Annotated in this window: 20 protein-coding genes and 1 tRNA gene; 11 read left to right on the forward strand and 10 right to left on the reverse strand. The window is 71.1% G+C overall.

Annotation, left to right across the window (positions count from 1 at the left end):
- Window position 1: 1 nt before the first annotated feature.
- On the reverse strand, window positions 2-1,504 hold the full coding sequence (locus BLU82_RS32595) for a DUF4041 domain-containing protein (RefSeq protein WP_092624947.1): 1,503 nt from the start codon (window positions 1,502-1,504) through the stop codon (window positions 2-4).
- A gap of 108 nt (window positions 1,505-1,612) precedes the next feature.
- Here BLU82_RS32595 and BLU82_RS32600 point away from each other — a divergent pair, with 108 nt between their 5' ends.
- Window positions 1,613-2,614, forward strand: coding sequence for a PHP domain-containing protein (locus BLU82_RS32600; RefSeq protein ID WP_092624948.1), 1,002 nt, complete (start codon window positions 1,613-1,615; stop codon window positions 2,612-2,614).
- Entirely contained in the window at window positions 2,615-3,358 is a 744-nt protein-coding gene (locus BLU82_RS32605; protein ID WP_092624949.1) for an alpha/beta hydrolase, read from the forward strand.
- A 67-nt stretch (window positions 3,359-3,425) separates the two neighbouring features.
- On the opposite strand, the gene BLU82_RS32610 is transcribed toward BLU82_RS32605, so the two are convergent.
- The 4 genes from BLU82_RS32610 to BLU82_RS32625 all read right to left on the reverse strand — a co-directional run bounded on the left by BLU82_RS32610 (window position 3,426) and on the right by BLU82_RS32625 (window position 10,093).
- Window positions 3,426-4,595, reverse strand: coding sequence for an MFS transporter (locus BLU82_RS32610; protein WP_092624950.1), 1,170 nt, complete (start codon window positions 4,593-4,595; stop codon window positions 3,426-3,428).
- A complete protein-coding gene (locus tag BLU82_RS35390) occupies window positions 4,592-5,167 on the reverse strand; it encodes a TetR/AcrR family transcriptional regulator (RefSeq protein WP_197682621.1) in 576 nt (191 codons plus the stop codon). The genes BLU82_RS32610 and BLU82_RS35390 overlap by 4 nt, the downstream gene beginning before the upstream one ends.
- Before the next feature lie 51 nt (window positions 5,168-5,218).
- Window positions 5,219-9,049, reverse strand: coding sequence for a S8 family serine peptidase (locus tag BLU82_RS32620; RefSeq protein ID WP_092624951.1), 3,831 nt, complete (start codon window positions 9,047-9,049; stop codon window positions 5,219-5,221).
- A 150-nt stretch (window positions 9,050-9,199) separates the two neighbouring features.
- Window positions 9,200-10,093, reverse strand: coding sequence for an NAD(P)-dependent oxidoreductase (locus tag BLU82_RS32625; protein ID WP_092624952.1), 894 nt, complete (start codon window positions 10,091-10,093; stop codon window positions 9,200-9,202).
- Window positions 10,094-10,150: 57 nt separating this feature from the next.
- Here BLU82_RS32625 and BLU82_RS32630 point away from each other — a divergent pair, with 57 nt between their 5' ends.
- The gene (locus BLU82_RS32630; protein WP_092624953.1) at window positions 10,151-10,549 is read left to right on the forward strand and encodes a MerR family transcriptional regulator; all 399 of its coding nucleotides are present in this window, start codon (window positions 10,151-10,153) and stop codon (window positions 10,547-10,549) included.
- Window positions 10,550-10,764: 215 nt separating this feature from the next.
- A complete protein-coding gene (locus BLU82_RS32635) occupies window positions 10,765-11,718 on the forward strand; it encodes a carbon-nitrogen hydrolase family protein (protein ID WP_092624954.1) in 954 nt (317 codons plus the stop codon).
- Between the two features lie 203 nt (window positions 11,719-11,921).
- On the opposite strand, the gene BLU82_RS34600 is transcribed toward BLU82_RS32635, so the two are convergent.
- On the reverse strand, window positions 11,922-12,065 hold the full coding sequence (locus tag BLU82_RS34600) for a hypothetical protein (protein WP_157741409.1): 144 nt from the start codon (window positions 12,063-12,065) through the stop codon (window positions 11,922-11,924).
- 209 nt (window positions 12,066-12,274) lie between these two features.
- Here BLU82_RS34600 and BLU82_RS32645 point away from each other — a divergent pair, with 209 nt between their 5' ends.
- Window positions 12,275-13,894: an exo-alpha-sialidase gene (locus BLU82_RS32645; protein ID WP_092624956.1), complete on the forward strand. Its 1,620-nt coding sequence runs from the start codon at window positions 12,275-12,277 to the stop codon at window positions 13,892-13,894.
- Between the two features lie 52 nt (window positions 13,895-13,946).
- Here the strand turns inward: BLU82_RS32645 and BLU82_RS32650 are convergent, their stop codons facing one another.
- Window positions 13,947-15,317, reverse strand: coding sequence for an FAD-binding oxidoreductase (locus BLU82_RS32650; protein WP_092626692.1), 1,371 nt, complete (start codon window positions 15,315-15,317; stop codon window positions 13,947-13,949).
- Window positions 15,318-15,527: 210 nt separating this feature from the next.
- On the opposite strand from BLU82_RS32650, the gene BLU82_RS32655 reads away from it, so the two are divergent.
- From BLU82_RS32655 to BLU82_RS32665, 3 genes are all read left to right on the forward strand, one after another.
- Window positions 15,528-15,600 (forward strand) — tRNA-Lys (locus tag BLU82_RS32655).
- A 381-nt stretch (window positions 15,601-15,981) separates the two neighbouring features.
- Window positions 15,982-16,824, forward strand: a complete 843-nt coding sequence (locus BLU82_RS32660) for a helix-turn-helix domain-containing protein (protein WP_092624957.1) — start codon at window positions 15,982-15,984, stop codon at window positions 16,822-16,824.
- 71 nt (window positions 16,825-16,895) lie between these two features.
- Window positions 16,896-17,525 carry a dihydrofolate reductase family protein gene (locus BLU82_RS32665; protein ID WP_092624958.1) on the forward strand — a complete coding sequence of 210 codons (630 nt, stop codon included), beginning with the start codon at window positions 16,896-16,898 and terminating at the stop codon, window positions 17,523-17,525.
- Window positions 17,526-17,771: 246 nt separating this feature from the next.
- Here the strand turns inward: BLU82_RS32665 and BLU82_RS32670 are convergent, their stop codons facing one another.
- Together BLU82_RS32670 and BLU82_RS32675 are read right to left on the reverse strand one after the other, a co-directional pair.
- Window positions 17,772-18,275 (reverse strand): hypothetical protein, encoded by a 504-nt coding sequence (locus BLU82_RS32670; protein WP_092624959.1) that lies wholly within the window; start codon window positions 18,273-18,275, stop codon window positions 17,772-17,774.
- Window positions 18,272-19,357, reverse strand: a complete 1,086-nt coding sequence (locus BLU82_RS32675) for an ImmA/IrrE family metallo-endopeptidase (RefSeq protein WP_172885752.1) — start codon at window positions 19,355-19,357, stop codon at window positions 18,272-18,274. The genes BLU82_RS32670 and BLU82_RS32675 overlap by 4 nt, the downstream gene beginning before the upstream one ends.
- Before the next feature lie 1,071 nt (window positions 19,358-20,428).
- On the opposite strand from BLU82_RS32675, the gene BLU82_RS32680 reads away from it, so the two are divergent.
- Complete coding sequence (locus tag BLU82_RS32680) at window positions 20,429-21,013, forward strand: dihydrofolate reductase family protein (RefSeq protein WP_092624961.1); 585 nt, start codon at window positions 20,429-20,431, stop codon at window positions 21,011-21,013.
- Between the two features lie 12 nt (window positions 21,014-21,025).
- Here BLU82_RS32680 and BLU82_RS32685 read toward each other — a convergent pair whose 3' ends face one another.
- Window positions 21,026-22,033, reverse strand: a complete 1,008-nt coding sequence (locus BLU82_RS32685) for an RNA polymerase subunit sigma-70 (RefSeq protein WP_092624962.1) — start codon at window positions 22,031-22,033, stop codon at window positions 21,026-21,028.
- Between the two features lie 572 nt (window positions 22,034-22,605).
- Here BLU82_RS32685 and BLU82_RS32695 point away from each other — a divergent pair.
- A complete protein-coding gene (locus tag BLU82_RS32695; protein ID WP_092624964.1) occupies window positions 22,606-23,181 on the forward strand; it encodes a PadR family transcriptional regulator in 576 nt (191 codons plus the stop codon).
- Between the two features lie 52 nt (window positions 23,182-23,233).
- Window positions 23,234-24,775: an ABC transporter substrate-binding protein gene (locus tag BLU82_RS32700; RefSeq protein ID WP_092624965.1), complete on the forward strand. Its 1,542-nt coding sequence runs from the start codon at window positions 23,234-23,236 to the stop codon at window positions 24,773-24,775.
- Window positions 24,776-24,780 lie beyond the last annotated feature (5 nt).

The following is a 24,780-nucleotide window of genomic DNA, read 5'->3' on the forward strand; positions in this document are numbered from 1 at the left end:
GTCAGCTCGACTGCGCCGCCACCGCCTGACTGAGCCGGAACTCCTCGGCGTCCGGCTCGGTCCTGAACTCGACGACCGCGATGTTGTGCTCGCGCAGCGCGTCCAGCACCTCGGCCGGCGTGACGTAGAAGAACTCCCGCCTCGGGTTCATGCGGTTGACCCGGACCTCGGCCAGCTCGCGATGCAGCATCGTCTCGACGCCCACGGCATCGTCGGAGAAGAACAGCGCGTGCACGTCGAACCGGAACGGCACCGACGCGTCGCCGAGCTCCCGGATGCGGTCCATCGGGTCCAGCCGGCGGGTCATTCCGATCTTGACCATGCGCTCGCCGAAGGCACCGACATTGGAGATGACGTAGACGTAGCCTGCGCGGATGTTCGCCGCCCGGTAGTCGACGTCGTCGAGCGCCTTGTCGACGTCCGTGAGCTTCGCCTGCAGCGCTTCGGCGCCGGCGGTGTCGCCGCGGGCGCGGAGTGCCTCGAGTGCGTTGGCGTAGTGGTCGCGCTCCTTCTGCAACCGCTCACGTTCCCGGCGCAGCTCGTCCTCGACCTTCTTCTGCTCGCGGAGCTCGGCACGCCGCTCGCGTTCGGCCTCCTTTGCCGCCTTCACGGCCTCGAGGTGCCGGGCGGCCAGCGCCAGCTCGTCGAGCCGAAGCCTGTGGTAGCGCGCTGCGATGCGCAGGTTGATCATCGTGCCGTTCCTCTCGACCCGGTCGACGACCTTGGTGAGGCGATTCCGGGCGGTCTCCAGGCCACCGGCCCGCACGGTCTTGATGCAGTTCTCGGCTTCGGCGTTGTAGGCGGCGAGCATCGTCTTCGACATGTCTTTGACGAACTTGCGCCCCTTGGCGGTGGAGTTGTTGAAGGTGAAGTTCTCGGTCGCGGTGGTCGCCCGGCCCTCTGCGACCAGCTGCTTGATCTCGAGTCGGAGCGCGGCCAGCTGATTGGCGAGGGCCGCCGACTCCTCTGCGGGGTGCTCGAAGTCGTACAGGCCCAGTTCCTGGACGGCCACAGCGCGGCGGGCGTCGACGAGTTCCGCGGCGAGCCGGGTCACCTCGGCGCGCTGGGTCGCCGCCTCGGCTCGCAGCTGCTCGACCTCTCGTCCCGCCTCGATTCTCATCCGCTCGACCTCGCTGCGTGTTTCGGTTCGCACGCGCTCGGCTTCGCTCGTCGCCTTGGCCCGCAGGCGTTCGGCCTCGACGAGGCTCATGCCGCCGAACCGGTCGAGCGCGTTCCTGAGCTCGTCGTTCTCGACCATCAGCTCCTTGGCCCGGGCTCGCGCACCGAAGAACGAGACCTTCTGGTCGGGGCGCGTTCGTGCGGCCTGCTCCGGATGAGCTGCTGCAGTCTGGAGTGGGGTGGCCGCCGCCGCCTGTGGCGCCGGAACTGCTGCGGGTGCCTCGCGAGGGCGGGTCGCCTCGGTCCATCGTGCGCCGTCCCACCACCGGTGGATGGATGCGTCAGTGGTGTCGTCGTACCAGCCTGGCGGTGGTGCCTGTGTCATGATCCCCCCGGGAGACGATGTGTGCCGTCACCGTACTGATCACCCGCGACAGAACCGGAGCCCTGCCAGACTGGGTCCGTGACTGCCGATCCCACGCCGGGCGATCTGATGCGGCGCATCGCGTTCCTGCTGGAGCGGGCCCGCGAGCCCACCTACCGGGTGCGCGCCTTCCGCACGGCGGCCGCGACCGTCGACGAGGTGGGGATCGCCGAGTTGGTGGAGCGGGTGGAGGAGGGCACGCTGACCGAGCTGCCCGGCATCGGCAAGGTGACGGCGACGGTCATCAGCGAGGCGCTGGCCGGGGAGGTCCCGGTGTACCTGCGCCGCCTGGAGGCGACCGGTGGCCGGCCGGTCGCGGAGGGCGGCGCGGAGATCCGGGCGGCGCTGCGCGGCGACCTGCACATGCATTCGGACTGGTCGGACGGCGGCAGCCCGATCCCGGAGATGGTCGCGGCCGCCGCCGACCTGGGCCACGAGTACGTCGCGCTCACCGACCACTCGCCGCGGCTGACCGTCGCGAACGGGCTGTCGGCGCAACGGCTGCGCCAGCAACTCGACGTCGTGGCGGAGCTGAACGACAAGAGTGAGGGAATCCGTGTCCTCACCGGCATCGAGGTCGACATCAACGAGGACGGCTCACTGGACCAGACCGACGAGCTGCTCGGGCGGCTCGACGTCGTCGTGGCGAGCGTGCACTCGAAGCTGCGCATGGCGTCCGACGAGCTGACCGAGCGCATGGTGACGGCCATCGCCAACCCGCACACGGACGTCCTCGGGCACTGCACCGGCCGGCTCATCACGGGCGGGCGCGGCACCCGGCCGGAGTCGACGTTCGACGCGGAGATCGTGTTCGCCGCGTGCGCGCGGTTCGGCGTCGCCGTCGAGATCAACTCGCGGCCGGAGCGGCTGGACCCGCCGAAGCGGCTGCTCCGCCTCGCCGTCGAGGCCGGCTGCTCGTTCGCGCTCGACACCGACGCGCACGCGCCCGGCCAGCTGGACTGGCAGCCGTACGGGTGCGAGCGCGCGGCCGCTTGCGGCGTGCCGATCGAGAAGATCGTCAACACCTGGCCGGTCGATGACCTGTTGGCCTGGACCCGTCGCGGAGGCTAGATGCGCGGAACGATCACGCTCCTCCTGCTCCTCGGGCTCGTGCTGACGGGCTGCTCGGGCGACGAGCGGGACGGCGACGGAGGAGGCGGCCCGACGCCCACGTCGCCGTACCAGGAGATCGAGTTCACCGGCGGCGACGGCCAGCCGCGGGAGGGGCGTCTCTACGGCCAGGACGACGCACCCGTCGGCGTCGTCCTCTCGCACATGGGCAGCGACGGCGACAGCTGGGACGACTGGGCGGCAACGGCGCAGGCACTGGCCGAGCGCGGTCACCGCGTCGTGACGTACCAGCGGCTCCGGCCGCGCTACCAGGTCTGGCAGGAGATCGTCGGCGCCGTGGAGTACCTGCGCGACAACGGCGCCGAGCGGGTGGTCGTCGCCGGCGCGAGCCTCGGCGCCATGGCGTCGCTGCACGTCGCGCTCGAGCCGGAGCCGCCCACCGACGCCGTCGTCTGGATCGCCGGCCTCCTGCACTCGGACGGCCTGGACTTCGACCAGGCCACGGTCGCCGGGCTGGCGTGTCCGGCGCTGCTCGTCAGCGGTGACCAGGACTCCTACGGCGGCGCCGATGCCACCGAGCAACTGCACGCCTGGCTGCCGAGCAGCGAGCTGCTGATCCTGCCGAGCGCGCGCCACGGCACCGACATCCTGGCCGACGGCGGCGCTCCGGCCGAACAACTGGAGGCCGCCGTCCTCGACTTCGTGGACACGGTCGCGGCCGCCGAGACGACCACGCCCTGCTGACGACGTCGCAGTGGTGGTCCGGGGGGACGGCATCCCCCCGGACCACCACGCCAGCCGCCCGCGGTCATCAGTGCGGGCGGCAAACGGCCAGGGCTCCGGCGGCCAACGCCACCACCGCCATGACGGCGCAGCCCCACAGCGCGGCGACCGGCCCGTTCGCGTCGACGAGGACGCCGAGCAGGCTGGTCGTGCCGGCTGCGACGCCGACGCTGAGCCCGAGCGCCGTCCCCGCCGCCAGCCCGGCGTGTCGGGGCAGGCCGTCCTGCGCGACGATGACCAGCGGGTAGAAGACCCCCTCGATCACCAGCCCGATCACGATCAGCACGACGACGGCCAGCAGCGGCCCGGTCAGCGGCAGCACCGCCGACAGCGGCACCAGCGCGAGCACCGACACCAGCACCACCGGCCGCCGCCCGCGCCGGTCGCCGACCGCGCCGGCCGCGTACGTCCCGACGGCGCCGGCCAGCAGCATGCCGGTGACGGCGGCGCTGCCCAGTCCGACGCCGGTGCCGAGCGTCTCGTCGAACCAGACCGGCGCGAAGGCCATCAGCCCGAACAGCACGCCCGCGGCCGCCGTCGCGCCGAGCGTCGCGAACCCGAACGTGCGCCAGTCGTCGGGCACCTCGACGGAGGCGGCGTCGTCGCCCGGCGTCACGAGGTCGGATGGCACGCCGCGGCCCAGCAGCAGCGCGCCGACCAGCGGGATGACGGCGACGGCGCCGGCCGCCTCGATCCCGTACGCGGCGCCGAGCGGGACGACCAGCGACGGGCCGAGCGCGAAGCCGATGTTGCCGCCGAGCGCGAAGACGCCCAGCGCGGCGCCGGGGCTGGCGGCGGCCGCGGCGCGGGTCGCGCGGAACGCCTCGGGGTGGAAGATCGCGACGCCGAGGCCGCCGAGCAGCAGCGCGACGGCGATGGCGGCGAACGAGTCGAGCAGGGTCGCGGCCAGCAGCCCGCCGCCGGTCAGCGCGAGCCCGAGCGGCTGCAGCCACGCCGCCCGGACGCGGTCGCCGACGACGCCGGCCAGCGGCTGCATGACCGACGACGCGAGGCTGCCGGCCAGCACCAGCAGCCCGGCGTCGGCGTAGGACATGCCGCGCTCGGCGACGAAGAACGGGATCAGCGCGGGGACGGCGGCCTGGAACAGGTCGGCGCCGGCGTGCGCGACGGTGAGCCGCGCGACCCGGCCGCGGTCGACGTCCTGCCCGGGGATGACCCGCTCGAGCAGGGCCGTCATGGCAGTAACCCGTGCAGCGCGAGGTCGAGGACGGCGTCGGTGGCCCGTTTCGCCGACCAGCGGTGTTCGCGGCGCAGGTGGCGATACGTCTCGCACACCTGGACGTAGAGGACGGTGGCGGTCTCGTCCGGATCGGCGCAGGGGCGCAGCGAGCCGTCCAGCGCGCCGTCACGCAGCAGGCGGACGATCGGCGCGGTGAACTCGGTGCGGGTGAGCGAGTCGTCGCCCGGGTCGTGGTAGATCGCGTTCAGCGTCGGGTCGTCGAGCCCGGCCATGAGGTCGGCCCGTTCGTCGGTGATCGCGCAGAAGACCTCGAACGCCGCGGTCAGCCGGGTGCGGGCGTCGCCGGGGCCGGTGAGAACGGGGAGCAGCCGCTCGCGCTCCTCGCGGGCGAGCTCGTCGCGCAGCGCGACAAGGATCGCCGCGCGCGTCTCGCCGCGCCGGTACAGCGTGACGCGGGTGATGCCGGCCTCCTTGGCGATGTCGGCCATCGAGGCGCCGCCCAGCTGCTGCCGCTCGGCCAGCCGCTTGGCCGCGGCCAGGACGTCCTGAGACACCGTCGATTCACTCACGATACAAGGTGTATCACGGTGCAGCTCAGGACGTCCAGACCGCGCGGCGGATCAGTCGAGCTGGTAGGCCCGGATCACCTCCTGCTCCAGCCGGGTGCCGTCACCCTGGGCGTCGATGCGCAACGAGACGTGCTCGGCGTCCTTCGGGTGCCGGACGGTGACGGAGTATTCGTCGTCGCCGGTCGCCCGCACCACCGCGGGCCGCCAGGTGGCGCCGTCGTCGTAGGACACGTCGACCCGCACCCGCCGGACCGGCGGCGACTCCGCGCCGACCTGCCCGCCGACGGTGAGGTCGAAGCGGAACGTCCGGCCGGACGGCGCCCGGTTCAGCCCGTCCAGCGGCACGTCGTACGACGCGAACAGCAGCGGCAGGAACGCGCAGTTCCGGTGTCCGCGGTCGGTGCACGCGTACTGCACGGGCAGGTCGCCGACGCCGGACGCCGGGGCGGCCGACCGGAACGTCCACGCCGTCGACGACCGCGTCCCGAAGCTCCAGGGCGCGTCCGACCAGGCGTCGATCTCCAGCCGGTACTCCGAGTCCGCCGGGACCGCGGCGAGCACGCCACGTCCGGTCCGCCGGCTCACCACCAGCTGGTCGTCGCGGTAGAGGCGGGTCGCCGAGTTCTCCCAGCGGGTGTCCCAGGCGCCGTAGTGGCCGTCGCCGGAGTCGGCGAGGTCCTCGATCCAGAAGAACAGCTCGTCGTCGTCGCGGCAGGCCGGGCACGGGATCGCCATCCGCTCCTGCTCGAGCACCTCGCGCCGCGGCGTCGGCACGAACGGCGCGCCGAACCAGGTGTCCTCCAGCTCGTCGCCGGGCTCGAGCGTGCGCAGCCGGTCGCGGGCGTGCCGGGCCAGCATCACCTCGTCGGTCTCGTAGCCGGAGAGCTGTTTGAACCAGAGCAGGTCCGACGAGGTCAGCACGTACTCCGTCCGCTCCAGCGGCGCCCGGAAGTAGCGGTAGGAGTCGAACGACGACACCTGCCAGGGCGCGAACGACGGGTTGACGTCGGAGACGGTGCGCTCCGGCGCGTCCGCGTGGTACGTGCTCGTCACGGTGGCGAGGTCGTCGGTGTCGACGTCGTGCGCGAGGTCGGTGCCCACCCTGCCGTCCTCGTCGAAGCGCAGGTCGTAGAGGTAGTCGCTGACCGGCGTCGAGTGGACGGTGACGGTGCCGCCGCCGCGGGCCAGCAGGGTCTCGGCCTCGCTGAGGTCCAGCGCGGCCGCGGGGATCGGCAGCCCGCGCTCGACCGCGCCGGAGAACGGGTAGCCGGAGCGGTTGTAGAGGAACGCCACCTCGGCGCCGGCCGCCGCGACCGCCCGGATCCGCTCGCTCCACTGCCCATCGGTCGCGTCGACCAGTGCGATCTTCCCCTCGAGGTCGACGGCGGCCAGCTCGGCCGGCGTCGCGGCGCCGGCGTCGACGACGTCGTGGCGGAACCGGCCGTCGGGCAGCTTCGGCGCGTAGACGAAGTACTCCGGCTCGAACGCGGCCAGCCCGTCGCCGTCGACGACGAGGTCGGGCTCGGCCAGCGAGAACTGGGTGACGAGGTGGAACCCGCCCTCGGTGACCTCCTCGGTCGGCGTCGCGAACACGTCGGTGAACGGCTCGCCGAGCAGGTAGCGGTAGTGCATCGCCTCACCGGCCAGCGGGAACCGCCAGAACTCCACCTTCGCCGACACGCCCTCGACGGCCCGGCCGACGTCGGCGGTCACCGGGACCGCGGTGCGGCCGTCCAGCACGGCGCTCGCGCCGCCCGGCCCGACCTCGATCTCCGGCTCGCCCGCGAACGTGTACGTGTACCGCTCGCCGTCCAGCTCGGTCATGATGCTCAGCGCGCTGTACGTGCCCGGTGGGACGCGGACGGTCGCCTGGCCGCGGGCGTCCAGATTCGGGAACGACACGTGCGTCGACGAGTCGTCGACGTTGCCGATCTGGACGGTGGCGCCCCGGTTCGGGTTGCCCCGGCGGTCCAGGACGGTGACCGTCAGCTCGTACACCTCCGGCTCCTTGTTCAGCCCGAGCGGCAGCACGACGCTGACCCCGTCCGGGCCGGTCCCGGTGAGGAAGCCGCTGTACAGGCCGGCCGCGCCGAGCGACGGGTCGAGCGTGACGTCGACGGTGGCGGTGCCGTTGGCGGGAACGGTGACCGACGGCGCGCCGAGCGCGAGCATGCCGGCCGCCGCGGGCGTCGTCCCGGCGGTGGCGGTCGCGGTGAGGTCGAGCGTGACCGGCGCCGCCGTGGTGTTGCTGAACGTGACGGTGCGGACGATCGGCTCCAGCTCGGTCTGCGGGTAGGGCAGGTAGCCGAAGTTCAGCGGCGCCGGACCGGCGTACACACCCTGCGCGACGGCGGTCGCGACGTCGAGGCGGCCGCCGCCCTGCTCGTAGACGGTGAGCCCGTCGCGCGGGATCGCCGTCGACACCAGGGCCGCCTTGACCTGCTCGGGCGTCCAGTCCGGGTGCTGCTGGCGGACGATCGCGGCGGCGCCGGCGACGTGCGGCGTGGCCATGGAGGTGCCGGACGCGCTGGTGTAGAGCTCGTCGACCGGCGTGCCCATGGCGGTGCCGGCGGCGCGGGCGGCGACGATGTTCGTGCCGGGCGCGGTGAGGTCGGGCTTGACGGCGTGGTCGCCGACCCGCGGGCCGCGGCCCGACGTCGACGCCAGGTCGTCGGTCTTCGTGACGTTGCCGACGGTGAGCGCGGCGTCGGCGGCGCCCGGGCTGGTCAGCGAGTAGGCGCTGGGCCCGTAGTTGCCGCCGGCGATGACGAACAGCGCGCCGGTCTCGGCGGTCAGCTCGTTGACGGCCTGGCTGAGCGGGTCGGTGCCGTCGGTGGGCCACCCGCCGAGGCTCATGCTGACGACGTCGGCGCCGTTCCGCGCGGCCCACTCCATGCCGGCGATCACCCACGAGTCCTGCCCGTTGCCGCCGTCGTCGAGTACCTTGCCGATCATGAGGTCGGCGCCCGGCGCGACGCCCTGACGAGCGCCGCCGGACCCCGCGCCGGTGCCGGCGACCGTCGCCGCGACGTGGGTGCCGTGGCCGTGCCCGTCGACCGGGTTGTTCCCACCGGTGAAGTCCTGTTGAACCGTAATTTGGCCGGCGACGTCTGGATGCGCGGGGTCGATGCCGGTGTCGAGGACGGCGACCGTGCTGCCGGTGCCGTCGAACCCCTGCTCCCAGGCCGCGGGCGCGCCGACCATCGGCACGCTGACGTCGAGGGTCGCGGCCACCGTGCCGTCCAGCCAGATGCCGCCGACGGAGCCGTCGGCCTCGACGGCGTCCCAGAACGTGCCGGCGTCGGCCTTCGCGACCTCGACCGCGGCGCCGTCGATGCTGGGCAGCGGCAGCGTGGCGTCGCTGGCCGGCAGGTTCTCGGCACGGGCGGCGACGGTGGACGCGGACCGCGCGGCGGCGCCGTCGTAGGTGACGATGACCGGCAGCTCGGTCGCCGCGTCGTCGGCGTACCCGCTCTCGATCAGCCGCGTCACGTTGAACAGCTGCGCGTCGACGGTGCCGGCGCGGACCTGCGGCGCGACCCGGGCGGGGACGACGTACGTATCGCCGTCCAGCTCGTACGCCTCGACCGCGCCGCCGCCCGCGGCGGCGACCGCGACCGACGTCTTCCCGCCGACCGTGGTGACGTCGACGATGTCGCCGGTGACCAGCGTGACCCGGGTGGTGGTCCCGGAGCCGGCGCCGGCCGGGTCGCCGGACGTCGCGGCGGACGCGTCCGTCTCGGCCGTGGCCGCGGTGCCGGGCGCCGACGTCGCGGGCGCGGTGGTGCCGGCGGTGGCCGCCAGCGCGACGGTCAGTGCGGTGGCGGTCCAGGCGGCCGGTCGTCGTCGGCGGGATCGGGGCACGGGCGCGCTCGGGGGCATCGCGTCGTCCTCTCTCGGCGGGGGCGGGACGAGACGTGGTCCGTCCCAGATGGGCCGGATGTCCGGTCCGGCCAATCTGGCATCGCCGCGGCCCGGCGCGGAAGGACTAGGCGTGGCCGGTAGGCGCCAATGGCGCAAAGATGCCGCTGGTCAGGCCGTGCTGACCGCCTCCCGCTCGGCGAGCAGCACGGCGCTGAGCACCGAGTGGTCGTCCCCGCCGTGCCCGGCGTCGATGGCCCGCCGCATCTGGGCGAGCGCGGCGAGCTGGACGCTGGTGTCGAGGCCGCGCCGCTCCGACGCCGCGACCACGTGGTCCAGCCCGGCGGCGATCGTCGCCAGCGTCGCGACGTCGGCGTGGTAGCGATCCCCGTCCAGCCGCTCGCCGTGCTCGGCGATCGAGGCCTGCAGCAGGCCGGCCAGGTCCTCGGCCAGCGGCACGAGCTCGGCGTCGTCGATGCCCTCGGCCTTGGCCAGCGCGAACGCGTGCGTCATGCCGGCGGCCGCCGTCCAGAAGAAGTCCAGCAGCGCGACGTCGAAGGCGGCGGCGCGGCCGGGGTCGGCGCCGAGGTGGCGCTGCGTCCCGCCGAGCGCGGCCAGCGTCGGCGCGTGCCGGCGGTAGAGGTCGTCCGGCCCGCTGTAGATCAGCACCGCGTCCGGCGTGTCGATGGTGATCGTCGGCGTCATGATCGATCCGTCGAGGTAGTCGACGCCGTGATCGGCGGCCCAGGCGGCCAGGTCTCGGGCGGCGTCCGGTGTGTCGGCGGTGAGGTTGACGACGGTGCGCCCGTGCAGCGCCGCGGCGGCCGGCTCGAGCAGCTGTCGCGCGGCCGCGTAGTCGACCACGCACACCACGACGAGATCGGCGCCGGCGACCGCGTCGGCGACGCTCCCGGCCCGACGCGCGCCCGCCGCCACCAGGGCGTCGCCCTTCGCCGGGGAGCGGTTCCAGACCGTCGTCGGGTGGCCGTGGGCGAGGAAGGCTCGGGCGAGGGCCTGGCCCATGTTACCCAGCCCGAGTGCGGTGACCTGCGTCGATGTCGTCATTCCAGGTACGCTAAACCTTCACGTTGGCGTGAGGGTCAAGCTCGGCGGAGGGTGCGAATGCGGATCGGCGAACTGGCGCGGCGGACCGGCGTGACGGAACGCGCGCTGCGCTACTACGGGGAGCAGAACCTGCTGCGTCCGGCCAGGCTGCCCAGCGGCTACCGCGACTACGCCCCGTCCGACGTCGAGGCGGTGCGGCACGTGCGCTCGCTGCTCGCGGCCGGGCTGCCGAGCCACCTGATCGCCGACCTGCTGCCGTGCATGGTCGACACCGGCGACGGGCTGATGCCCGGCTGCCGGTCGATGCTGGCGCCGCTGGAGTCCGAGCGCGACCGCCTGACGTCGGCGATCGAGCAGCTCACGACGGCGCGGGCGCAGCTGGTCGCGTTGATCGACCGCACCCCCGAGGACGACGCCGAGTACGACGCCTGGGTCGCGGCGCGCGGGGCGGCCTGACGGGCTCGTCGACCCGGCGCGTGGTGTTGACGCCGTCCGAGACGGTGCGTCAGGCTGTGAGCCTGGCGTGGCTCCCGCCTCACCTTCGCCGGCCGGCCCCAGCCCGGCCCCGCACCCGAAGGCAAAGGGACTTCTGATCTCGAGCCGCTCGTCCTGGTCGACCGCCTCGGACGGGATCGCTGGGGGATCACGTGCGAGTGCGTGGGAGGCCAGCGATGACAACCGACCGGAACCTCAAACGACGGGTCCGTGCCCGCGCCGCCAAGACCGGCGAGTCGTACACGGCCGCGCTGCGCCACGTCCGCTCGGCGCCGTCCACCAACGAGCCACCGGGGGCAGCGCCGTTGCCCATCGCCGTCGCGCAGTCGACCGTCCGCACCGATCCCGCCGACGCCGTCGGCCTGCGTGCCAGCGGCGCCGAGGTGCGCCGGCTGATGACGGACGCGGCCGCGGCGGGCGCGCGGCTGGTGCACTTCACCGAGGGGGCGATCTGCTTCCCGGACAAGTACGCCCTGTCCGAGCTGGGCCCGGACGAGGCGGGGCCGGCGGACTGGAGCCGGGCCGCGTGGACGGTGCTCGAGGACGAGCTCGGCCAGGTCGCGCGGCTGGCGGGTGAGCTGGCGATCTGGACGGTGCTCGCCGCGCCGCACCGCCGCCCGGCGCCGTCACGTCCGCACAACAGCCTCTACGTCGTGTCCGACGAGGGTGCCGTGGTGGCCCGGTACGACGAGCGGACGCTCTCGAACACCAAGCTCAGCTACCTGTACGACCCCGGCGCCGCACCCGTCACCGTCAGCGTCGACGGGTACCGGCTCGGGCTCGCGCTCGGGATGGACGTGCACTTCCCGGAGCTGTTCACCGAGTACGAGCGCCTCGACGTCGACGGCGTCCTGGTGTCGTACGAGACCGGCGGCGTGCCCGGCCGCGAGACCGTCACGACCGAGGCCCGCGGCTACGCGGCGGCGAACAGCTACTGGATCAGCCTCGCGGTCCCCGCCGACGCGACGGGCCCGCACGCCGGGATCATCGGCCCGCGCGGCGGCTGGTCCGCCAGCTGCCCGCCCGACGGCACGCCCGCCGTCGCCGTCGCCGACGTCCACCGCGACGACGAGCTCAGCCCGTACGCCCGCGACTGGCGCCGCCGCACCCGGGACCGCGTCAGCCTCTGACGGCACCGGCGGAGGCTCGCTGCCACTGCGGAACGGCAGGGCGCTGAGGTCGTGGGCGCCGGCCCAGCGGATGCGGTGGTCGGTCCGGTCGCCCATGACCTTGCGGCTCTCGTCCAGCGTGAAGCCGGGGATCGGCTCGCCGTCGGCGTCGAGGATCTCGACCCGCAGCGTGCCGCCCGGCGCCAGGGCGGCGGCGTCGCTCGTCAGGACGGCCGATGCGGCACCGAAGGGCCCGGTGGGGCGGCGGCGCCCGGCCCGGCGGGGTCGGCGGGCTCCAGGGCCAGGGTCAGCGCGGCGCCGATGACGGCGGACGCGGCGGCCAGTGCGGCGGGAGCGGCCAGCCTCATCTGATCACTCCACTGGGATCGGGCCGGCGTCGCGTTGCGTCGAAGAAAGCGCAAAATGATGTTCCATGTCAATGCCTGTCCACGGCTGATGCGCCGCTCACCCCGTCGAACTCTTGACACGGAACGCTATGCCAGGTTGAGTTCCGCCATTGCGTCAGCAGCTCTCTCGAACGGCAGTGCCGCACGGCCACGCATCGAAAGGAGCAGTCATGACCAGATCTCCCCGGAACCTCCGCAAGGGCTTGCTCGGCGCCCTGATCGCGGGTTCGGCCCTCGTCGTCAGCGGCCTCGCCGGAGCGCCCGCGGGCGCCGGCCCGGACGACCCCACCCAGCCCGACGTGCTCATCGCGACGCCCGAGGGCGACCGGAAGCCGTTCTTCCCCGAGCTCGTGCACCTCGACGACGGCCGGCTGGTCACCGTCTACTACTGGAACAACGAGCACTCCGCCGGGATCCCCGGAGGCGATCACGACGGGCAGGTGCGCTGGACGGAGAGCACCGACGGCGGGTCGACGTGGTCCGAGCCGCGGGTCGTGATCGACACGTCGTACGACGACCGCGACGCGCAGATCACGCAGCTGCGCGACGGGACCATCGTGATCACCTGGTTCCAGACCGACTGGACCGGCTATCCCGAGGCGGCCGGGACGATTCGAGGCACCTACGTGGTGCGCTCCGAGGACGGCGGGCAGACCTGGTCGGAACCGGCGTTGGTGGAGTCGTCGATGAGCTGCGGGTGCGGCCCGCGCAGCGGCGCCTACAACCTGGGCTGGGCGGCGGAGTCCGGTGAGGTCGTCGAACTGGACGACGGCGACCTGCTGATCCCGCTGTACGGGACGCGCCCGGACGCCACGCTCGGCCGCGCCAGCGTCGTGCGCAGCACCGACGGCGGGCGCACCTGGCCGCTGGAGAACGAGGTCATGCTGCCGGCGGAGCCGGGCGTCGGGCTGTCCGAGACCGAGCTGGCCGTCCTCCCCGGCGGGCACGTGACGGCGGTGATCCGCCCGGGCTACGTCAGCGACTCCTATGACGGCGGCCGCACCTGGAGCGTCGCGAGCAAGGTGCCGTGGAGCATGCAGGCCCCGGACCTGATGACGCTGCCGGGTGGCAGGGTGCTGCTCACCTACGGCGGGCGGGACTACGGCTCGAACGAGCCGATCGTGGGCCGGCTGCGCCGCCAGGACCAGGCGTGGACCGACACCGACCCCGTCCTGCTGTACATGTCGCAGCAGAACGTGGACCAGGGCGACCCGAGCACCGCGATCGTGCGGGGCGGCCGGTTCCTGACGGTCAGCTACGACACCAACATCCACGCCGTGGTCGGGACGTTCAGCTCCCTCGGCGACTACCTCGGCATCCAGACGCCGAAGCCCGACGTGCCCGCGCCGGACGCCGTCCTGGACCTGCCCGCCATGGTCGCCGCCGGCGAGGCCACCTTCACGACCGACCTCACCAGCAGCCACCAGAACCATCCGACCGCCCAGCCGGGCGGCGCGGTCGACGGCGTGGCCGAGTACTGGTACTCCTCGCTCGGCCCCGTCGCCACCCCCGAGGCGCCGCGGCACTTCACCCTCAGCTTCGCCGAGCCGCAGCGGATCTCGTGGATCGGGCTGAACCTCAAGCCCGGCTACGCCGAGACCGCCTCGGTCTACCTCTCCGACGACGGCGTCGACTGGGGCGAGCCGGTCGACGTGCGCACCGGGCACGTCTCGGTGGCCGGCGAGATCGCGTGGGCCGAGATCGATCGCACGACGGCCGGGCACGTCAAGATCGTCATCACCGCCTCGGCGGGAGCGTCGATGCTCGCCGAACTGAACCTCGCCCGCTGACGGGCTCGCACGGCTGGGGTGGCCGGTCGCGGCCGGCCACCCCAGCCGCGATTCAGTTCGCCGGCGGGATGTTGACGTTGCGGCGGAACAGGTTGCCGGGGTCGTACTGCTGCTTCACCCGTACGAGCCGCTCCCAGGTGGCGCCCGGGTAGGCCTCGCGCGCCCGCGCCGCGCCGTCGTCGGCGAGGAAGTTGACGTAGGCGCCGGGACCGCCGTTCTCGGCGACGGCGGAGGTGTCGAGGACCCACTGCTCCCGCTCGGCCCTGGTGTCGGCGCCGTCGAGGAACGAGGCGACGTTGACCATGAACGCCCGGCCGCGGTGCGCGTACGCCGTGGCGTCGGCCGAGACGCGGTCGATGGCGCCGCCGAGCGGCCGGAACTGCGCGACCCGCATGGGCGCCGGCGCCGTGCGCAACTGCTCGACGATCTGGGTGACGCGGCCGAGGTCGAGCTCGTCGGCGTACATGGTGCGGGCGGTGGCGGTGGGGTGGTACTCGTCGTCGCCGCCTTCCTCCATGAACATCTCGGCGTAGGTGATGGGGCGGACGAAGTCGGCGATGGGCTCGGCCAGCGCGCGGATGGGCGCCAGCACCTTCTCGCCCTCCTCGGCCGGGCCCGCGTAGCAGACCAGCCCCATGACCACCATGGTGCCGTGGTGGTCGGCCGGGATGAACGGCATCGGCGGCGCCGGCATGACGTTGACGATGACGGACAGTTCCTCCGGCGCCGCGGCGGCCTCGCGGAGGAAGCCGTGGATGACCTCGGGCGTGGCCGGGAGCAGGATCATGCCGCCGACGACGCCGGGCACCTCGTGCAGCTGGTACTTGAACCGGGTGACGACTCCGAAGTTGCCGCCGCCGCCCCGGATGGCCCAGAAGAGGTCGGGGTGGTGGGTGTCGTCGACCTGCAGGATCTGGCCGTCGGCGGTGACGACCTCGGCGGCGAGCACGTTGTCGATGGTCATGCCGTACTTGCGGGACAGGAAGCCGACGCCGCCGCCGGTGGTGATGCCGCCGATGCCGACGGTGCCGGTGTCGCCGAAGCCGACGGCCAGCCCGTGCTCGGCCACCGCCTTCGTGACGTCGCCCGCCGTCAACCCGGCCTGCGCCCACACCGTCCGCTCCTCGACGTCGACGGCGATGGCGCGCAGGTGGGTGAGGTCGAGGACGATGCCCCCGTCGACCACGCTGTGGCCGACGGGGCTGTGCCCGCCGCAGCGGACGGAGAGTTCGAGGCCGGTCTCTTGGGCCAGCCTGACGACGGAGGCCACCTCGGCGGGATCGGCCGGGCGGATGACGACGGCGGGCCGGGGGTCGTGGCCGCCGTAGAACAGCGCACGTGCGCCGTCGTAGCCGTCGTCGCCGGGAGCGACGACCTGGCCGGTGAAGCGAGTACGAACTGCGGAGACGTCGAGCGTGGTCATGAGGGCGTTCTCCTTCGTGGTCACCACGCCGGGGCGGAAGGTGTGCCCGTCCGGTGTGGAAGACCCATTCAACTCGCGCACACTGACAGAGTCCGCACGTTTTTCCGCCAGGTACCGTCAGCGTTCTGTCAGCGGCGCCGGATAGTTCGGCCGGCCAGCGCGCCCGCGCCGGTTCGGCCGGTGGCGTGGGTACTGGGTAGCCTGTCCGCGGGGCCTCTAGCTCAACTGGCAGAGCAGCGGACTTTTAATCCGCGGGTTCAGGGTTCGATCCCCTGGGGGCCCACCGCTGAGCTGCGACGGTATCGGCTGGCGCCACCGATTTGCTCACTCTGGTCACCCTGGTGGACACGAGTTCATGCCACGCGATGGTCCGCCGGTCCTCTGTTCGACAGCTGGTATCGGCTCTTGCGCAATCCCCAACACCTGAGCAGCGGAGCCTCGAGCCGCGACCGGCAGGGCCCGGCGTCATGCGTGATTCCGACGTCGGCCTGCTCGATCGGCTGACGCTGCACGTCAGTCCGGAGACGATGTCGCCATCCACACGACCCATGACGTGAACTGATCTACCACGCAGCCGGCAGGTGCGACGATCGACCACTTCCCCCGGGTTCCGCGGCAATGACTGTCCAGGCGTGGCCTGGATCGAGCACGGGAGAATGGCCTCGTGGAGTACACGAGCCGCGTGCCCGCGCCGCCGCTGGACGGGCTCATCGACGACATCTATTGCCTGAGCGGGGTGCCGCGGCACCCTCGACTCAACGTCCCACCGATGCCGTCCGCGCACTTGTTCATCACCATGGGTGGGCCTGTGCGTCTCTACGACGCGGACGCGGCCGTGCCACCGATGGTGTTCGAGGACGGCTGGTTCATGGGGATGCGGACCCGACGCTTCGTGATCGAGTTCCCGTCCCCGGCGCGGATGGTCGGGGTGCACTTCAAGCCGTGGGGCCTGTCACCCTTCGTCGACCTGCCGTCCACTGAGTTGCGGGATCGGTGTGTCCCGGTCGATGGGGTGTGGGGCCGGTCCGTCGACCGGATCCGCGGCCGGATCGCTGCCGTCAAGACCGTCGGCGAGGCCTTGCAGGTGCTCGAGGACGAGCTGCGCTCTCGGCTCGTCGCCGTACCCTCGCGTGGACTCCAACTGGTCGCTCAGACGGCTGGGTGCGTGGAGGCCGCTTGGGGCAACGTCTCGATCGGGGCGCTGACCAAGGACGCCGGGGTCAGCGGCAATCAGCTGGCCGCTCAGTTCAAGTTCCACACCGGGCTCGGTCCGAAGCGGGTGGCGCGGATCTATCGCTTCGCGCGGCTGATCCTCTCGATCGATGCCCGACGTCAGGTCGACTGGTCGGACCTGGCTGGTTCCGCGGGCTTCTTCGACCAGGCTCATTTCACCAAGGAGTTCAAGGAGTTCACCGGTCTCACCCCGACGGCGTACGTGGCTCTTCGGCGCCAGCACCCCGCTGACAAGGGCTTCCCTCCGGACAACGGGCCGATGCCCGCCGAGTGATTTTCTACAAGACGAGACGACACGTCCTTGGCAGCATCAGCGCTGAGCGTGTTTCAGCCGAAGGAGATCCTGTGGGCAAAGTGATCATGCACAACGTGGTGTCGCTCGACGGGTTCATCGCCGACCAGAACGACGACGTCGGGCCACTGCATGAGTGGTACTTCAGCGGAGACACCCCCATCACGCCGCCCAACAACCAGAGGCCCGACGGGCCCGAGAAGTTCGACCACTCCGGCGCCGGAGTCGAGTTCAAAGTGTCCGGTGCCTCGGCGGAATACGTCGGACCCATGTGGGAAGGCATCGGCGCCAGCATCATGGGTCGGCGCCTGTTCGACCTCGTGAACGGTTGGGAAGGTCAGCCACCCGCAGGCGACCACGTGGTCGTCGTGTCCCACCGGCCCAAACCGAACGGATGGCATCCCGAGGCGTCCTACCACTTCGTCGACGACGTGACCACGGCCGTCGCCACGGCGAAGGAGCTGGCGGGCGACCGGACCGTCATCGTGAACGCCGGGATGGTCGGAGGCCAAGCCCTCGCCGCCGGACTCGTCGACGAGGTGGCGATGGACGTCGTGCCCGTGGTCTTCGGGTCGGGTAGGCGCTACTTCGGAGACATCGACCGACAACACCTGCTCGACGACCCACACGTGGTCATCCAGGGTGACCGCGTGCTGCATCTTCGGTTCACGGTACGTCACTGAACCTGGCCACCTCACGCCCAGCCCTGTCACGATCTCTCGCGATCGCGACGGATCTGCCAGCAGCCGTGGCACGCACCGTGGCATCAACTCCTGGCGGCCCGTGTTGCTGGGGTACCTCCAGAGGGCCTTGGCGAGACCATTGTTGCTGCTCAGGGCCGCAGCAGACGGTGTCATGCGTCTCATTGATCCGCGGGTTCAGGGTTCGGTCCCCTGGGGGCCCACCGATCTGACCAGGGCAAACGGCTGCTACAGGAGCGAATGTTCGGTTGCCCAGTCGACGAAGCCGCCTGGCTCGAAGGGATACCGCGCGCCTGAAGCGAGCATGGCGTCCACAAATCCGCTCGCGGCTGGCCTCGTGATTCGGTCGCTCTTGACGGCTGCGGCGACTACCCAGAGCAGGCCGTGGGCGTCGAGGCCTCCACGTTGCGCCGCCGCACGCGCATTCCGATCATCGATGATCGGAATGGCCCCGTGTACCTCCGCCCACGCCAGCACGGTGGCTTCGCCCCGATTGCGCGCGCCGGCTGAGACACGCTGAAGCCAGGATCCCAGAGCGACGAGTTCTGCCAGGCCATCGACGTGGACGACATCCAGCCAGCCGGGCAAGGCGACGCCCTCGGTCTCCAACTCCTCGATGACGGCGGCGGTTGTCACGTTCTTCCAGCCCGACGCGATGTCGCCCAGGACATCAAGTCGATCAATGCGGCCGGCATGGAGGATCGGCGACGTGTCCCAGACGAGGTCGGTCATTGCAACGCGTCGTCCCGGCGGTCGGGCAGATCGGACTCGTCGAGCGCACCATGCAACAGTTCGATGGCTCGGGCCGGCGTCACCGTGCCATCGTGGTACGCGGCTAGCACGGCCCGACGCCATGCCGGGCCCGTCTCTCCTGCGCGCAAGTCTTCTGCCGGCTCCGCACCGCAGATCGCCAAGAAGTCGCCTCGCTGCGGGGTCTCAGAACGCAGCTTGCCAGCCTGCTGAGGAGCGATGAGGCCAGCATGCTGGGCCACCTTCACGGCGACGCTCCAGGACACACGGAATTCGGCGGCGAGCTGAATCAACCGGTCGCGCTCTGAACCCCCTAGATGCGTCCAGCGGCTGATGGCGACTGCCTCTGGCAGCAGGAAGGCCGCTGCGAACGCGTCGATGAGGCGCTCACGTTCATCACGGCTGGCCGCGACACCGATGTCTGATTGATACTCGTCGCCGAGCAAATGATGGCCGAGTTCGTGAGCGGCGGTGAATCGGCGCCGACCCGCCGGAGCGCCAGCGCCGACGATCGCAACGCCGAAACGGTCGTCTAGGCGCAGTGACGCACCCTCGCCAGGTAGTGCTGCCACAAGGATGTAGAGCCCGAAGGACTCGGCTATCGACGCCATGCCCGGCAAGGGTCCATCGTCATGGGCGATGGCAACCCGCGCTGACGCTGCCAAGACTTGGGCATCGGCGATGCTCGCCACCGGTTCTGGTGACAGCCGGATGCCGTCGTGGAGAAGGCCGCAAGCCCGTAGGAAATCGGCGTCACGTGCATGAGCCTCGAGGACAGCGTCCAAGCGGAACCGGTCGCGCGCCGCAGGTTGAGCGGCTTCATCGAGATCCATCCGTTGCGACACGATGGCAGGAGTCGGCGCAGAGACGAAGTGAGTCGGCGGCACCCCGAGGTGATCCGACAGCCGGAAGAGCTCCAACGCAGAGACCTGACGCTGTCCACTCTCGATGCGCACGAGAGCAGAGCGGTCAACGCCCAGCAGGCCCGCGAGCTGGACCTGGCTGAGCCCAGCCGCGATCCGCGCCTCGCGAACCCGAAGGCCCACCTGCTCCCAGCTCTCCACGCCACCCGCCATAGTGCGAATATCGCACACCTTCGAGTACGTGGCAACGAATCCGGCTCGCGTAGGCGGCGACCTTTGGACTCTGGATTGCGATCGATCATCACGGGGGAGGGTTTGGGTATCGGGGACTAGTAGACACTGGTCCTCGTTGCTGGCCTACTAGCTCCGTAGACGCAGACGTACCCGACCCGCTGCTCCGCCTGCCCGACGAACAGATCGCTGCCCCGCCAGGTCTCAGAGGCATTGCGCTCAAGGAAGCGTTCCGGCCCTACGGCGGAACCAGCTCCCTACAGCGGACCGGAATGACGTTAGACGAGCATGGCCACGTGAGCATCAGACCGGACCTGATCTGGTGTCATCAAGGCGTTGATCGCGTGTTGGCCGACGCCAAGTACGAGGCCGAGAGGCCCGCCGGTTCCCAGAAGCCGACCTCTACCAACTGCTCGCCTACTGCACGGGGCTGGGTCTCAGACCACGGCCATCTCGTCTACGCCGCGGGAAATGAAGTCGGTCAGGTGCACGAGGTGCGAGGTGCGACGTCCGGATCAGCTGCCACGTTCTGGACCTCGACCAGCGCCCAGACGACTTGCTCGCCCGGATAGGGGGCTCGCCGAGGTTATCGTGGCTACTGCGCCGTCGTTAGACGGCCGAGCTTCGTAAGTGGAAGCTGTCGACGCCACGTGATCGGCGCCGGTCGTGCGGCGCCCGGGTTGTGTCACTGGTTAGCCGATGGTTTCGGTCCTGTGCGGACGCGGTCGCGTGGCATGGTTCGTGGCACGAACTGACGGTGTCTCGTGTGGATCAAGCATTCCTGAGGGGCGTCGGTTGAAACCATCGTCGCTGGTAGAGGTCAGATGAGGCGCTGTCATGCGGCCTTTTAATCCGCGGGTTCAGGTTTCGATTCCCTGGGGGCCCACCCCACACCAGGTCAGTGGCCTGTGTGATCCAGGCGGCCAGCAGAGGCCACACTTTTTGCCGGGCCGCTCCCTGCGGACGTAGATCGCGCACCGATCAGGTTTCCGCGCCGCGCTCGTCGGTACGTGTGAAATCAACTGACGGAAGGCTGACGCCATGCGGAAACTGACCTTTGCCATGAACGTGACCGTGGACGGCTACATCGCCGCGCCCGGCGATGACCTCGGCTGGAGTGGGGGTGATGGGCCGGACTCGTCGTCGAGCGACGAGCTGTTCCAGTTCTGGTCCGACCGGGTGGCGGCGACGGGCCTGTCGCTGTACGGGCGCAAGCTGTGGGAGGTGATGAGCTCCGCCTGGCCGACCGCCGACCAGCAGCCGGGCGCCACACCGGCGGAGATCGAGTTCGCCGGCCGCTGGCGGGACATGCCGAAGGTGGTGTTCTCCTCCACGATCAGCACCGTCGACTGGAACGCCCGCCTGGTCACCGGCGACGCGGTCGCCGAGATCACCAGGCTCAAGGCCGAGGGCGACGGCCCGATGGACGTCGGCGGCGCCACACTCGCCGCGGCGGCCATGCGGGCCGGGCTGATCGACGAGTACGTGGTCGTCACCCATCCGGTCCTGGTGGGCGGCGGCACGCCGTTCTTCACCGCGCTGGACAGCTGGGTGAACCTGGCCCTGGTGGAGACCCGGACGTTCCCCGGCGGCGTGGTGCTCAGCCGCTACGAGACGAGGCGATGAGCGCTCGTCCGATCACAGCGTCGGCGGCAGGTCCAGCCATGGTTTGTCGGTGGCGTCGAATCCGGTGAGCTCGGCGATCTTCCCGTCGGCGATGTGCAGGACCGCGACGGCGAACAGCCGGTACTCCGGATCGTCGGGGGTGCGCAGGTACAGCGCGGCGGCGGGCATGCGGTTGACCGTCGTGCTGATACCGCGCCAGTCGTCGCGGCCGGGCTGGAAGAGCCCACCGGAGACCCAGCCGTCCACCGCGTCCTCGGCCGTCGTGGTCACGGTGCCCGGGTCGGGCAGCATCGCGAAGCGCAGGTCGGCGCGCAGCAGGGAGGTCAGCCCGTCGAGGTCGTTCCGCTCATGGGCGTCGATGTACGACCTCACCGCGCCGCGCTCGTCGTTCGACAGCTCGTGGGTGGCGGGGCTGCGCCAGTCGAGGCGGCGGCCGGGCAGCTGCTCGCGCATCGTCACGCGCGCCCGCTGCAGGGCGCTGGTCACCGATGCGACGGTCAGCTCGAGGGCGTCGGCGGCTTTCGACGCCGGCCAGCCGAGGACGTCGCGCAGGATGAACGCGGCCCGCTGCCGCGGCGGCAGGTGCTGGACGGCGACGATGAACGCGAGCTCGATCGTCTCCCGCGCCACCACCGATTCCTGCGGGTCCTCGGGGAGCATCCGGTCGGGGTACGGCTGCAGGTACCCGAGCTCGGCGCCGGGGTCCGGCAACTCGGACGGCACGGGTGCGCGGTCGTTGCGCTTCCTCAGGAAGTCGAGGCAGGCGTTCGTCGCGATCCGGTACAGCCAGGTCCGCACGGCCGCGTGGCCCTTGAACGACTCCCGCTTGTTCCACGCTCGCAGGAACGTCTCCTGCGTCATGTCCTGGGCGTCCTCGTAGTTCGCGAGCATCCGGTAGCAGTGCACCTGCAGCTCACGCCGGTGACGCTCCGTGATGTGCGCGAACCGCGTCGGGTCGTTCGAGCGGACCGCCGCGATGAACGTGGCCTCGTCGGCGCCCAGCGAGCTGGCGTCGGTCATGGTCGTCAATCCTTCCACCGGTGCGAGAGGGCTACCAGAAACTGACGACGTGGCGGAGGATTCCTGATCGGTGAAGTCGCTGATCCTGGGTCGGTGCTCTCCACCCGCGTCGCCGGCCGCACGGTGATGATGACCGGCGCCGGGCTGCTGCTCACGAGGGTGGAGAGCGGCCGTCGAGATGGCCGCACCGGGGTCGCCGGCTGGGGGCGTCACCGCACCCCGTCCGGGGGCTCATCGGCGGCGGCATGGCCGCTCACGACGGCCCGGTTCTACTTCGGTCGGAAGGGCGACACCAGCAGGGCGCCCGAGGTGCCGCACCCCCAGGAACCCCGGATGACCCCCGGAACTGACGATGAGCGGTGATGATCCGCGACGATCGGCTCGCACCCGTCAGGCGGCCAGCAGCGGCCCATGCTTCACCGCGTCATCGAACTGGCATCTCTGCGGCAGTGCATATGCACATATTAATGAGGGCAGGATGCCCAAGCTTTTCGTGAACGTAGACGTAGGGAGGGCTTCTCGGCTACGGTGCATATCTGCATTTGCACATAGATCTTCGCCGAGGAGTACGGATGGATCTCTCCAGGCCACTACTGGGGCTGCTCGCTGTGCGACGGATGAGTGGCTACGACATCAAGAAGTGGATCGATGAGGAGGGCCGCTACCTCGGCCTTGCCCGCCACCAGAGCCAGGTCTATCGGGAGCTCGCCCGGATGCACGATGCCGGCTGGGTCGAGTACGAGATCGACCCGCGTGGCGGCGCGCCCGACGCGAAGCTCTACCGGATCACCGATGCTGGAATCCACAGCCTGCAGGATTGGGCGGCCTCGCCGTACCAGCCGCCGCTCGCGTTCCAGGACCCCGAGTTCAACCTGAGGCTCCGCTTCGCCGGAATGCTCGGCCGGGAGCACGCCCTCGCCCTCGCCCGCGTCGAGCTGCGCGCGCGGCGCGAACAGGTGCGCCGCCGCCGCGGACAGGACCGCGCGGTTGTGCCGCTCGACCCGCGTCCCGAGGTCGACCTCGACCTGCTCGGCTTCACGACCGGTTCCCTGCACATCCACGGCGCGCAGGCGCTCGACGCGTGGATCGGCTGGCTCGAGCAGCTCATCAAGACCCTCGAGATCGACGACGATCCCGCGTCCGCCTGACCCGCTACCCGCACCGCTCTACCTCCATCTCGGCAAGGAAGTGAGAGAAGCAATGTGGAGCAAGAAGTCACTCGCGACGTGCGCCCTTGTCGCCACGATCGCACTCGCGCCGGCCGCATGCAGCAGTAGCGACCCCGCCGCCGACTCCGCCAGCCCGACGCCGGTGCGCGGCGGCCAGCTCGTCGTCGCCCAGCCGGTCGACGCTCAGCCGGGCGTCATCCTCGCGATCCGGGCGGGCAACCTGACCTGGGCGCCGAGCGTCTTCGAGACGCTCGTGCTGATGGATCCGTCGACCCTGACGCCCGAGCCGCTGCTCGCGTCGAGCTGGGAAGTCGCCGCCGACGGGATGTCCGTGCGGCTGCACCTGCAGCCGGACGTCACGTTCCACACAGGACGCCCGATGACCGCCGAGGACGTCAAGTTCTCGCTCGAGAAGGCGGCCGACCCCGAGATGGCCGCGCAGGTCGGCTTCATCGCGCGCAGCTTCGAGTCGATCACGGTCGTGGACGAGGCCACCCTCGACATCGTGTTCACGACCCCGCTCGGGTCGAGCCTGTTCGACCTCCTGTCGCAGGTGTACATCCTCGACGCGGAGACCTTCGCCGGCTTGGCGGACGGCTCGCAGATCATCGGCACCGGCCCGTACGAGTTCGCCGGCTGGACCCCTGGCAGTTCGATCACGCTCACCCGCTATGCGGACTACCGCGACGCGGACGTCGGCCACCTCGACGGGATCGAGTTCGAGGTCATCACGGATCCGACCGCGATGGTGTCCGCGCTACGCAGCGGCCGGGCCCAGATCGGGGCGAATCTCAGCGCCACCGACATCTCCTCACTCCTCGCGGGCCCGGGGTACACCTCTCTCACCAGCGGAGGCGGGATCCCGGTGTTGGGCCTGAACGTGACCGTGCCCCCGTTCGACAACCCGGAGGTGCGGCAGGCGATCGGTTACGCGATCGACCGCGAGCGCATCCTCGACCAGGCGCTCGGCGACGGCGCCATCTCGACCGACCTGTTCTGGTCGCCGAGCACGCCTGGCTACACGCCGGAGCTGGCGAACCACTTCACCTACGACTCGGACAAGGCGAAGCAGCTGATCGACGCCGCCGGAGCGACAGGCGCTGTCGTCCCGATCTCTTACCCCGCTCTCCCGACGCAGACGGCGGTGTACGAAATCGTGCAGAACAACCTCGAGGCGGTGGGCCTCGAACCGCAATCGGTCGCGCTGAGCGTCGCCGAGTTCGATCAGAAGCAGACGAACGGGGAGCTCGGTGCCGCGTTCGTGCTCGGCCACGGTCAGGTGGGCCTGAGCGCGGCCACCATGCTCGACTCGTTGCCGTCGCTGCGCGAGGGCAACCCGTCCGGCTTCTGGAACGACGAGTACGAGCGCTTGCGCGACGATCTCCGGGCCGCACGCGACGAGGCCGAGACCGCGTCGGCCGTCGAGGCGCTGTCGACCTACCTGCTCGAGCAGGCGTTCACCCTCCCGTTCGGGCAGACGCCGAACATCATGGTGGTCTCGGACGCCGTGAGCGGCGTCACCGCGCGACCGACCGGAGGCCTGCTCTTCGGCGGCGCCTCCCTCGTCGGCTGAGCCGG

It is taken from the genome of Jiangella sp. DSM 45060 (genome assembly GCF_900105175.1).
Lineage (GTDB): Bacteria > Actinomycetota > Actinomycetes > Jiangellales > Jiangellaceae > Jiangella.